This window comes from Streptosporangium sandarakinum (genome assembly GCF_050942225.1).
Classification (GTDB): domain Bacteria; phylum Actinomycetota; class Actinomycetes; order Streptosporangiales; family Streptosporangiaceae; genus Streptosporangium; species Streptosporangium nondiastaticum.
On the sequence record NZ_CP192034.1, the window covers coordinates 4,906,026 to 4,916,567 of the forward strand.

Sequence of the window (10,542 nt, forward strand, 5' to 3'; positions counted from 1 at the left end):
ACCGTCAGTGTCGATCAAGCGTCCACCGGCGACGGGTGACGATCCGAAGGCGGCCCGGCGGGAGCCGGGCCGCCGCGGCGCCCGGAGCCCGCTGGCCCGCTTCCTGGTCCGCAGGGTGCTCACCGCGCTGCTGCTGGCGGTGGGCATCACGCTGGTCACCTTCGTGCTGACCAACCTGGTCCCCGGCGACCCCGTCGCGGCCAACCTCGGCCAGCGCGCCCTGGGCGACCCGGCGATCGTCGCCCAGTGGCGGACCGAGCACGGGCTGGACAAGCCTCTCCCCGAGCAGTACCTGCTGCACCTGCGGGGAGTCGTCCAGGGCGACCTCGGGACGAGTCAGCAGAGCCACCGCCCGGTCATGGACGACCTGGCCGATTCGGTGCCGGCCACCCTGGAACTGGCCGGCGCCGCGATTCTGATCTCCATCGTCGTGGGCGTGGCGTTCGGCGTCGTCGCGGCGCTGCGCCGCGACCGGCTCTCCGACCACGTGCTGCGCGTCCTCAGCCTGTTCGGCATCTCCGTGCCCACGTTCTGGCTGGCACTGACGGCGTTCTACGTCCTCTTCTACCGGCTGCAGATCGCTCCGGGCAGCGGTCGCATCGACCCGGGCCTGACCCCGCCGCCGCACGTCACCGGCCTTTACACCCTCGACGCCGCCCTCGCGGGCCAGTGGGACGTGTTCTCCTCGGCCGTGGGTCACCTGGTCACCCCGGCGCTGGTGCTCGCCCTGTACACGATCGGCCTGCTGACCCGGTTCACCCGGTCGGCGGTGCTGGAGGTGCTGGGCCAGGACCACGTGCGCGCCGGGCGGGCCAAGGGACTGCCGCCGCGGGTGATCCTGTTCCGCTACGTGCTGCGCCCGGCGCTGGTGCCGGTCATCACGGTCGCGGGCCTGGCCTTCGGCAGTCTGCTGTCCGGCACCGTCCTGGTCGAGGCGATCTTCGCCTGGCCGGGTGTGGGGCAGTACGCCTACAAGAGCGCGACCACCCTGGACCTGCCCGCCGTCATGGGCGTCGGCCTGGTCGTGGGCGGGGTCTACCTCGTCATCAACCTGATCGTCGACGTCCTGTACGGCGTCATCGACCCCCGAGTGAGACTGTCGTGACCCCTTCCCTCCCCGATGCCCTCCCCGATGCCCTCCCCGGCGCCGTCCCCGACAGTGCCCCCGACGGCGTCCTCGACGGCGTCCTCGACGGCCGGGACGCCCCGCGGAGGCCGCGGTGAAGCTCCCCCGCGCGTGGCGGCAGCCGCTGGCGATCACCGGTGGGGTCATCGCGCTCGCCTGGTTCGTGATCGCGCTGTGCGCCCCGCTGCTGGCCCCGCACGACCCGCTCGCCCAGGAGCTGCCGCGGCTGGCGCCGCCGGGCCCCGGCCACTGGTTCGGCACCGACCAGCTCGGCCGCGACATCCTCAGCAGGGTCATGTACGGCGCGCGTCTGTCGATCCCCCTGACGCTGCTGCTGGTCGCGATGTCGGTGCTGGTGGGCGGCCTCCTAGGCGCCATTTCCGGATATTTCGGTAAATGGGTGGATGAGACGATCATGCGGTTCGCCGACCTCGTCTTCGCCTTCCCCACCGTCATCCTGGCCATGGTCGTCGCCGCCGCGCTCGGCGCGAGCCTCGCCAACGCCGTGCTGGCCGTCCTCGTCGTCGCCTGGCCCGCCTACGCCCGCGTCACCCGCGGCCTGGTGCTGGGCGTACGGCAACGCGAGTTCGTGCTGAGCGGGCGGCTGCTGGGGTTCTCCGCCTGGCGATCCCTGCGCGTGGACGTGCTGCCGAACGTCACCGGGCCGATCCTGGTGCTGGCGACCCTGGACATCGGCACCGCGCTGCTTCTGCTGTCCGGCCTGTCCTTCCTCGGGCTCGGCGCCAAGCCGCCGTCCCCCGAGTGGGGCGCCATGGTCGCCTCCGGCGTGGAGGTCTTCGACAGCTGGTGGGTGGCGGCCTTCCCCGGCCTCGCCATCCTGACCGTGGTGCTCGCCTTCAACTTCCTGGGTGACACGCTGCGTGACGCCCTCGATCCGCGGACCGCCCGGGCCATCAAGGAGCGTGCGCTGTGACTCTCGCGATCTCCGATCTGAAGGTCTCCCTCGGCGGCAGGGAGGTCCTGCGCGGCGTCGACCTCGAACTGCGCGCCGGCCGGGTGCACGGGCTGGCCGGCGAGAGCGGCTCGGGCAAGACGATGACGGGACTGGCCGTCCTCGGCCTGCTCCCGCACGGGGCGCGGGTGAGCGGCCGGATCACCCTGGGCGAGCGCGACCTGCTCGCCATGACCCCCCGGCAGCTCAACGCGGTACGCGGCGGCGAGGTCGCCATGGTCTTCCAGGACCCGGCGACCAGCCTGCACCCGATGCTCACGATCGGCCGCCAGCTCACCGAGCACATGCGCCACCACCTGCGCCTGGACCGGCGGCAGGCACAGGCCAGGGCCGCCGACCTGCTGCGCCAGGTGCGCATCCCGGGCGCGGAGGAGGCCCTCGGCCGCTACCCGCACCAGTTCTCCGGGGGCATGCGCCAGCGCATCGCGATCGCGGTGGCGCTGGCCTGCTCGCCGAAGGTGCTCATCGCCGACGAGCCGACGACCGCGCTCGACGTGACCGTCCAGGCCGGGATCCTGCGGCTGCTGCGCGGCCTGTGCGACGACCTGGACCTGGCCGTGCTGCTCGTCACCCACGACCTCGGCGTGATGTCCGCGGTCGCCGACGAGGTGAGCGTGATGCGGGACGGCGTGGTCGTGGAGACCGGCCCGCGCGCACAGGTGCTGCGCGACCCGGCCCACCCCTACACCCGCGCCCTGCTGGACTCGCTACCCGGGGAGACCTCATGACGCTGCTGAGCGTGAACGACCTCGTCGTCGAGCACCGCACCCCCGGCCGCCCCGTGGTGCGCGCCGTGGCCGGAGCCGGCCTGACCGTCGAGGCGGGCGAGGTCGTCGGCCTCGTCGGGGAGTCGGGGTGCGGCAAGTCGACGCTGGCCCGCGCGGTGTGCGGGCTGGCCCCGGTGACCGAGGGGACGATCTCCTTCGACGGCCGTACGGTGACCCCGCTGGGCCTGCGCCGCAGGGACCGGTCGCTGACCGGGATCCAGATGGTCTTCCAGGACCCCTACTCCTCGCTGAACCCGCGGCGGCGGGTGGGCGCGCAGATCGCCGACGGACTGCGCGCGGCGGGCGACACCACGACCACGCCCACCGACATGCTGGAGCGGGTGGGGCTGCCCGGCGACTTCGCCGGCCGTCACCCGCACGAGTTCTCCGGCGGGCAGCGGCAGCGGATCGCGATCGCCCGGGCGCTCGCCGCCCGGCCGTCGCTGCTGATCGGCGACGAACCCATCTCGGCGCTCGACGCCTCCGCCCAGGCACAGGTGGCCACGCTCATGCGGGACCTCGCGGTCTCCGCGGGCGCGGGACTGCTGTTCATCAGCCACGACCTGTCGGTGGTGCGGCTGATCGCCGACCGGATCGCGGTGATGTATCTCGGGAAGATCGTGGAGGTGGGCCGTACCGCTGAGGTCTGGCGCGACCCCCGCCACCCCTACACCCGGGCGCTGCTGGGTGCGATCCCGGCGCCCGACGGCGCGGGGGTGCTGCCGGCGGAGCTGGCCGGGGACGTGCCGGACCCGGCCGACCCGCCGTCCGGCTGCCGGTTCCACCCGCGCTGCCCGGTGGCGATGGACGTCTGCCGGGAACGCGAGCCGGCGTTCGGCCCGGTCGCCTGCTGGCTGCACGAACCCCGATGATCGATGAGGTGCGCCGCAGGATGGCCGAGGAGGGGGTCGACGCCCTGGTGCTGCGCCCCTCCCCCGACTTCCGCTACCTGGGCGGCCTGGACGACGGGTACGACGGGTATCTCGTCCTGACCGGCGAGGGGCCGCCCGTCGCCGCGGCCGGTCCGCGGGAGGCGGCGGCGCTCCTCCCGGCCGCCGTCCGCCGCGTCGGGGTGGACCCCGAGATGCGGGCCCGGGAGCTGTTCTCGTTGCCGGTGGACGCCGAACTGGTGCTGGCGTCGTCCGTGCTCGCCCCGCTGCGGCTCCGCCGGGGACCGGCGGAGATCGCGGCGACCGGGCGGGCCGCCGCGGCGGCGGACGCGGTGCTGTCCGCGGCCCGCGGGCTGGCATGGTTCGGCGCCACCGAACGCGCGATGGCGCGGCGGCTGCGGGCCGCGCTGGCCGAGGCCGGGTGCGAGGAGACGCTGTCGGTGCTCGTCGCCGCGGGCGAGCACACCGCGCTGCCCCGGCACGCGGCGTGCGACCGCGTGATCAATCCTGGTGACGCGCTGCTGGTGTCGGTGTGCGGCAGATGGGACGGCCACTGCGCGGAGGTGGCCCGCGTGTTCGCGGTGGCCGAGCCGCCGGAGGACTTCGAGGCGATGTACTCGGTCGTCCTGGCCGCGCAGCGGGCCGCCCTGGACGCGGTACGGCCCGGCGTGACGGCCGCGGAGGTCGGCCGGGCCGTCCGGGAGGTGATCGACGGCAGCGGCTACGGCGAGTACGCCGGCCGGCGGCCGGGGCGCGGTGTGGGCCGCAGCCACGAGGAGAGCCCGTGGCTGGTCCCCGGCGACGGGACGGTGCTCGAACCCGGTACGACGATCTGCCTGGAACCGGCGATCTACCTGCCGGAGCTGTTCGGCGCGCGGGTGGCCGACGTCGTCGTCTGCGCTCCGGAGGGCGGCCGGCGGCTCAGCTCGCTCCCCTGGGAACTGTGCGTCGTCGACCACTGAGGGACGCCGGACCCGACGGCCGGCGACTCGGCTCGCTCCCGGTACCGATCCCGGCCCCGGCGCACCGCTGAGCATGCCCGCGCCGCCCGCGCGCACCCGCCGTACTTCCTCGCACTCCCCCGTCCGCCTCTGACGGGACCGCCGGGGACCGGCCCGGAAAGGACGCCCCGGCGGCCGGTCACCGGACCGGGGGTGGCGCGCAGGCCGCGGACCGGATCCCGCCGCCCGCCCCGCCCCGCAGCTCCTGCCGGAGCGCGCGGGCGTGGTGCAGGTAGTCGCGGGCCAGCCCGGTACGGCCGGCCGACCGGTGCAGCTCCCCGAGCCGCTGGACCGCGGCGGCCTCCCCGCTGCGGTCGCCGAGCTGCTGGAAGATCTCCAGGGACCGCTGGAGCTGCGCCGAGGCGTGCGACCGGTCGCCGCGGGTCACCTGCAGGCCGCCCAGGTTCTGCAGGGCGTAGGCGCCGCAGTGCCGGTCGCCGAGCTCCTCGAAGATGTCCAGGGCGTACCCCTGGAAGCGCATCGCCTCCTCGGCGTCGGCCGCCAGGTCGTGCAGCCGCCCGAGCTGCATCGACACGCACGCCTCCCGGTGCGGGTCGCCGATCTCCCTGGCCAGCCGCAGCGCCCCGCCCAGCCAGGCCGAGGCCCGGCCCAGGTCGCGCAGGACCAGGCAGACCCGGCCGACGGCCTGCCGGACGTAGGCCTCGCCGCCGCGGTCCTCCAGGGCGGCGAAGATCGCGAGAGCCATCCGGAAGTGGCCGAGCGCCTCGACGTGGCGGCCGCGGAAGTGGTCCACCGCCCCCAGCCCGCAGATCGAGACCGCCTCCCCTCGCGCGTCGCCCAGCTCGCGGAAGATCACCCGGGACCGCGCGAACATCTCCCCCGCCTCGGCGTAGCGGTCCTGGTAGAGGCCGACCTGGGCCAGGCCGCGGAGCATGGCGGCCTCCCCGCCGCGGTCACCGGACCGGCGGGCCGCCTCCAGCGCGGCCCGGTGCGTGCTCCGCCACTCGTCGAAGTGGCACCGCAGGTCGAAGTAGGGCACCAGGGCGGCGGCGAGTCCCCAGGCGGCCCCGGCGAGCCCGGCGTCGGCGGCCAGCCGTACGGCCTCCGCCAGGGTCTCCCGCTCGGCGTCGAACCACGGCAGCGGGTCGGCCGGCAGGCTCGCGGCGGTCTCGCCGTCCGGCCGCCAGCGGGGTTCGCCCGCCGGGGCCAGGCTGAACAGGGTGGTCGGCAGCCGCGCCATGGCGCTCCCGGCGAGGACGGTCCACCCGTCGAGCACCCGGGCGAGGGCGTCCGTACCACCGGCGCCGCCGGGGCCACCGGGGCCGCCGGCCAGCTCCCGGGCGCTGCACCGGGCGAGGCCGGGCAGCAGGTAGCGGGGCCGGCCGAGCGCGTCGGTCCCCGCGAGCCGCAGCAGGTTGGCGTCGACGAGGGCGTCGGTGACGTCGTCGGCCCGGTCCCGGCCGAGCACGGCCCCGACCACCCAGCCGGGCAGCGGCCTCGTCCCGAGGAGGCCGAGCGCCCCGAAGGCCCGGGCGGCGTCGCCGGGCAGCGTCCGGTAGCTGCGGTCGAAACTGCCGCGCACCTCCAGGTCTCCGGCCCGCAGCTCGCCCAGGCGGTTCGCCTCGTCCGCGAGCCGCCGCCGCAGCACGGCCAGCGGCCAGCCGGGCCGGGCGGCCAGCCGGGCCCCGGCGATCCTGACGGCGAGCGGCAGGTGGTCGCAGGCCCGCAGGATCTCCGCGGCGGCCTCCCGCTCCCGGCGCACCCGGTCGGCGCCCGCGATCCTGCCCAGCAGTTCCTCGGCCTCCGCGGGGGTGAGGGCGTCGAGGTCGATCTGCAGCGCCCCGGGCAGCTCGGTGATGCGCCGGCGGCTCGTCACGACGACCGCGCAGCCGCTGCCCGGCAGCAGGGGCCGTACCTGCGCGGCGTCGGCGGCGTCGTCGAGCACCACGAGCGCCGGCCGCCCGGCCAGCAGCGACCGGTACAGCGCGGAGCGCTCGCGGGTGGTGGGCGGCAGGCCGGCTCCGCCGGTCCCCAGCGCGCGCAGCGCCTCGGCCAGCAGTTCACCGGGGTCGGCGGGGGTGGGCGCGGTGCCGCCGAGATCGAGGTAGAGCTGCCCTCCGGGATAGGCGCGGCGTACGGCGTGCGCGCAGTGGACGGCCAGCGCCGTCTTGCCGGCTCCCGGCGGACCGGCCACCACCGCGACGGCCGGCGGCCCGTCCGGCGGCCTCCTCTCGCGGGACAGCGCCCGGGTGAGGGCCGAGACGGTCCCGGTCCGGCCGGTGAAGTCCGGGATGTCCGGGGGAGCTGGCGCGGGACGGTGACCGGCGGGGGCGGCGCGGCCTCCGCCGCGGGCCGTCCGGCCAGGATGTCCGCGTGCACCCGCCGCAGTCCGGCGCCCGGCTCGACGCCCAGCTCGGTGACGAGCTGCCGGCGGGCCGCGGCGTAGGCGTCCAGGGCCTCGGCCTGCCGCCCGGCGGCGTCCAGGGCGAGCATCAGCCGCCCCCAGAGGTCCTCCCGGAAGGGGTGCTCCCTCAGCAGCCCGCGCAGCCCGGCGACCGCCTCGGCGTGCCGCCCGCGCTCCATCCGCAGGACGGTCAGCTCCTCGGAGGCGGAGAGCCGCAGCCCGGCCAGCGACTCCAGCCGGGCGTCCCACAGGGGGCTGCCGGGCAGGTCGGCCAGCGGGGCGCCGCGCCACAGCGCGAGCGCCCGGTCCAGCAGCCCGGCCGGGTCCTCCGCCCGGCCCGCCGCCTCCGGCCCGCCCTCCGTCCCCGATGCTGCGTCCCCGCGGATCTCCGCGTCTCCCCCGGCCCGCGCCGCCGCCCGCGCCCCGGCCACGAGGTCCTCGAAGAGGAGGACGTCGAGCTGCCCGGCGGGCACCTCGAACAGGTAACCGGACGGCCGGGCCAGGATGCGGGCGCCGCCCGTCGCGCCGAGGACCGCGCGCAGGGAGCTGACGTAGGTGCGGAGGTTGGCCAGGGCCGACCTCGGCCGGCTCAGCGGCCACAGGATCTCGGCCAGGTGGTCCGCGGCGACCGCCCGGTTGGCGTCGAGCAGCAGCGAGGCCAGCAGGATCCGGGACTTCGTGCCCGCGATGCGCAGGGGCCGCCCCGGGGGGCCGACCTCCAGCGGGCCGAGCACCCTGAACGCGGGCCGATCAACCGCCATGACCGCACCTACCTCTCACGGGAGGCGTCGCAACCATTTCACCGGGCCGTATCACCCGGGGCTGACAGGGCTTTATAGGGATTCTGGATGTTTCATATGCGCCGCAGGCCGACGCTGGTCCGCAGCGGGAGCCTTCCGGAAGATCCAACAGACAGTGCATGGCGCCGGTCAAGGCTCTTCACCCCCCGCATCTCGCGGAAAGGATCGATATGAGACTCACAGGAGTGCTCACCACGGGATTCGCCCTGCTGGTCGGGCTCGCGGGCGCGACCGCGGCCGCGCCGGGCGCCGTCGCCGCGACGGGACTCACGGCCGTCACGGCCACCGCGGCCGTCACGGACTACGACCCGGAGCTCGAGGGAGCCGACCCGCCGAACGACCCGTCCGTCGAGCTGCCGCCGACGACGCTGGCGACGCCCGGCTTCCAGATGCCCTTCCCCTGCGGGCAGTCCTGGACCGGCAACTCCAGCGCGAGCAGCGCCCACCAGTCGTGGGAGATCGACTTCAACCGGGGCGGCACCGCCGACGCGGACAAGGGCGACACCGTCGTCGCCGCCGCGGCGGGCACCGTGGTGATCTCCGCCCACCAGGGCTCGACCAACGGCTACGGCAACCTGGTCAAGATCGACCACGGCGGCGGCTGGACCAGCTACTACGCGCACCTGGACACCCGGTCGGTCAGCGCGGGCGCCACCGTCAGCCAGGGCCAGAAGATCGGCACGGTCGGCAACACCAGCAAGCCGGGCAACAACATCTCGCCCCACCTGCACTACGAGGTGCGCCTCGGCACCAGCTACCCGTCCAACATCCAGAAGGCCGTCTTCAACGGCACCACGTTCGGTTACCCGGCCCAGACGCTGACGTCCAAGAACGGCTGCGGCTCCGGCGGCACCAACCCGTACACCGCGCAGGAGGTCTGCGGCAGCGGCTACAGCGTGATCGACAGCGCCGCCCTCGGCACCGCCGGCACGGTCTACCTGCTCTACAACGCCTCCAACGGCTACAACTGCGTGGTCACCCTCAAGAAGACCTCACTGGGCACGGACACCGCCACCACCGCCTACCTGGAGGTCCAGGGCAAGACCCGCGTCACCGACTCCGGCAGCTACGGCTACTACGCCGGACCGGTACGGGCCGCCGCCGCCGACAAGTGCGTCAAATGGGGAGGCAAGGCGGGCTCCTCCACCTACGACAGCCCCTTCGAACACTGCGGCTGACGAACCGGTCCCGAGGGCCTGCCCTCCCCTGAGGACCGGCTCTCCCCGAGGGACGGCCCGCCGCTGAGAGCCGGCTCCCCCGAGGGACGGCTCGCCCTTGAGGGCCGGCCCGAGCCGGGAGCAGGCCCGAGCCGGGAAACCCGGGCCTCGCCGGGAACCGGCGCCTTCTGAGCCCCGGCGGACCCCCGCCCGGAACGCCACCGGGACGCCGCGGGGGGCCCGCCGGACGAACCGCCTCCGCCACCCGTGGCCGGAGGCGGTCCTTTCATGTTCCCCGGACCGGGGACACGTCCCGGGCCCGGCGCCACGACCGGCCGGGGGACGCGGCTCAACCCGGAATCGTCCCCCGAGGCGTCCCGGTGATACGCCGTGGAACCCCGTCCGCCCAGGGATACGCCGGGATCGGAGCCGATATCCGGAATATCCCTGGGTTCTGCGCGCGATTGTCAGACGGCATTTCAGATATTTCCGGATATATGGATATTCCGGGTTGTCAGGCGTCGCGGCCGGGGACGCGGCCGTTCTGCAGGGCGTTGGGCGCCGCCCTGGCCACCAGGTCCGGGATCACCGCGCCCAGCTCGGCCGGCTCCCAGCGCGATCCCTTGTCCACGCCCGGCCCGGCGTGCCAGCCCTCCGCCACGCTGATCGAACCGCCGCGCACGTTGAAGACGCGGCCGGTGACGCCCGCGGCCTCCGCGCTGGCCAGCCACACGGCCAGCGGGGCGATGTCCTCCGGGTGCAGGTCGCCGAAGCTCTGGGTGGCGCCGCCGCCCCTGCCGGGCGCGAGGTTCTCGGTCATCCGGGTCAGCGCGGTGGGGGCGAGGGCGTTGACGGTCACGCCGTACCGGCCCAGTTCCTGGGCGGCGATGACGGTCAGCGCCGCGATGCCCGCCTTGGCGGCGCCGTAGTTGGCCTGCCCGGGGTTGCCGTAGATGCCCGACGAGGACGTGGTGTTGATGACGCGGCCGTGCACGGGCGCGCCCGCCTTGGAACGCTCGCGCCAGTGGGCGGCGGCGTGCCGCAGCGGGGCGAACGTGCCGCGCAGGTGGACCCGGACCACCGCGTCCCACTCGTCGGCGGTCATGTTGACCAGCATCCGGTCGCGCAGGATGCCCGCGTTGTTGACCAGGACGTTCAGGTCGCCGAAGTGCTCGACGGCGGCCCGGACGAGCCTGCCCGCGCCGTCGAAGTCGGAGACGTCCTCGCCGTTGACGATCGCCTCGCCGCCCAGGGCGCGGATCTCCTCGGCGACCTCGTGGGCCGGTCCGGCAGACGCGCCGGCGCCGTCCACCCCGGCGCCGAGGTCGTTGACGACCACCCTGGCGCCCTGGCGGGCGAACTCCAGCGCGTGGCCGCGCCCGATGCCCCGGGCCGCCCCCGTGACGACGACCACCAGTCCCTCGACGATGCCGCTCATCCGTCCTCCTTCGCGGGGACACGCC

The 10,542-nt window shown here is 75.1% G+C and carries 9 protein-coding genes and 1 pseudogene; 7 read left to right on the forward strand and 3 right to left on the reverse strand.

Annotated elements, in window-relative coordinates; genetic code table 11:
* Positions 1 to 7: 7 nt before the first annotated feature.
* Genes ACQP10_RS23090 through ACQP10_RS23115 form a run of 6 tightly spaced genes read left to right on the forward strand, consistent with a single transcriptional unit; the run spans position 8 to position 4,718 of the window.
* Positions 8 to 1,105 carry an ABC transporter permease gene (locus ACQP10_RS23090; RefSeq protein ID WP_346022427.1) on the forward strand — a complete coding sequence of 366 codons (1,098 nt, stop codon included), beginning with the start codon at positions 8 to 10 and terminating at the stop codon, positions 1,103 to 1,105.
* A complete protein-coding gene (locus tag ACQP10_RS23095; protein ID WP_433539698.1) occupies positions 1,102 to 1,224 on the forward strand; it encodes a hypothetical protein in 123 nt (40 codons plus the stop codon). The genes ACQP10_RS23090 and ACQP10_RS23095 overlap by 4 nt, the downstream gene beginning before the upstream one ends.
* Positions 1,221 to 2,060 carry an ABC transporter permease gene (locus ACQP10_RS23100; protein WP_179828265.1) on the forward strand — a complete coding sequence of 280 codons (840 nt, stop codon included), beginning with the start codon at positions 1,221 to 1,223 and terminating at the stop codon, positions 2,058 to 2,060. Before ACQP10_RS23095 ends, ACQP10_RS23100 begins: the two co-directional genes overlap by 4 nt.
* Entirely contained in the window at positions 2,057 to 2,827 is a 771-nt protein-coding gene (locus ACQP10_RS23105; RefSeq protein WP_346022428.1) for an ABC transporter ATP-binding protein, read from the forward strand. Before ACQP10_RS23100 ends, ACQP10_RS23105 begins: the two co-directional genes overlap by 4 nt.
* On the forward strand, positions 2,824 to 3,738 hold the full coding sequence (locus tag ACQP10_RS23110; protein WP_179828261.1) for an ABC transporter ATP-binding protein: 915 nt from the start codon (positions 2,824 to 2,826) through the stop codon (positions 3,736 to 3,738). The genes ACQP10_RS23105 and ACQP10_RS23110 overlap by 4 nt, the downstream gene beginning before the upstream one ends.
* Positions 3,735 to 4,718: a M24 family metallopeptidase gene (locus tag ACQP10_RS23115; RefSeq protein WP_346022429.1), complete on the forward strand. Its 984-nt coding sequence runs from the start codon at positions 3,735 to 3,737 to the stop codon at positions 4,716 to 4,718. The genes ACQP10_RS23110 and ACQP10_RS23115 overlap by 4 nt, the downstream gene beginning before the upstream one ends.
* Positions 4,719 to 4,896: 178 nt before the next feature.
* Here the strand turns inward: ACQP10_RS23115 and ACQP10_RS23120 are convergent, their stop codons facing one another.
* Positions 4,897 to 7,224 (reverse strand): ATP-binding protein, encoded by a 2,328-nt coding sequence (locus tag ACQP10_RS23120; protein ID WP_433541936.1) that lies wholly within the window; start codon positions 7,222 to 7,224, stop codon positions 4,897 to 4,899.
* A pseudogene (locus tag ACQP10_RS23125) lies at positions 7,140 to 7,883 on the reverse strand (AfsR/SARP family transcriptional regulator); the annotation flags it as partial. The gene ACQP10_RS23120 and the pseudogene ACQP10_RS23125, both read right to left, overlap by 85 nt.
* Before the next feature lie 209 nt (positions 7,884 to 8,092).
* On the opposite strand from ACQP10_RS23125, the gene ACQP10_RS23130 reads away from it, so the two are divergent.
* Entirely contained in the window at positions 8,093 to 9,100 is a 1,008-nt protein-coding gene (locus tag ACQP10_RS23130) for a M23 family metallopeptidase (protein WP_346022431.1), read from the forward strand.
* Between the two features lie 493 nt (positions 9,101 to 9,593).
* Here the strand turns inward: ACQP10_RS23130 and ACQP10_RS23135 are convergent, their stop codons facing one another.
* Positions 9,594 to 10,517: an SDR family oxidoreductase gene (locus tag ACQP10_RS23135; protein ID WP_346022432.1), complete on the reverse strand. Its 924-nt coding sequence runs from the start codon at positions 10,515 to 10,517 to the stop codon at positions 9,594 to 9,596.
* Positions 10,518 to 10,542: the final 25 nt, after the last annotated feature.

Excerpts from the sequence above, each read along its gene's own strand:
- ACQP10_RS23110 (WP_179828261.1), top strand. The coding sequence starts at position 2,824 with ATGACGCTGCTGAGCGTGAACGACCTCGTCGTCGAGCACCGCACCCCC.
- ACQP10_RS23115 (WP_346022429.1), top strand. The coding sequence starts at position 3,735 with ATGATCGATGAGGTGCGCCGCAGGATGGCCGAGGAGGGGGTCGACGCC.
- ACQP10_RS23130 (WP_346022431.1), top strand. The coding sequence starts at position 8,093 with ATGAGACTCACAGGAGTGCTCACCACGGGATTCGCCCTGCTGGTCGGG.
- ACQP10_RS23135 (WP_346022432.1), bottom strand. The coding sequence starts at position 10,517 with ATGAGCGGCATCGTCGAGGGACTGGTGGTCGTCGTCACGGGGGCGGCC.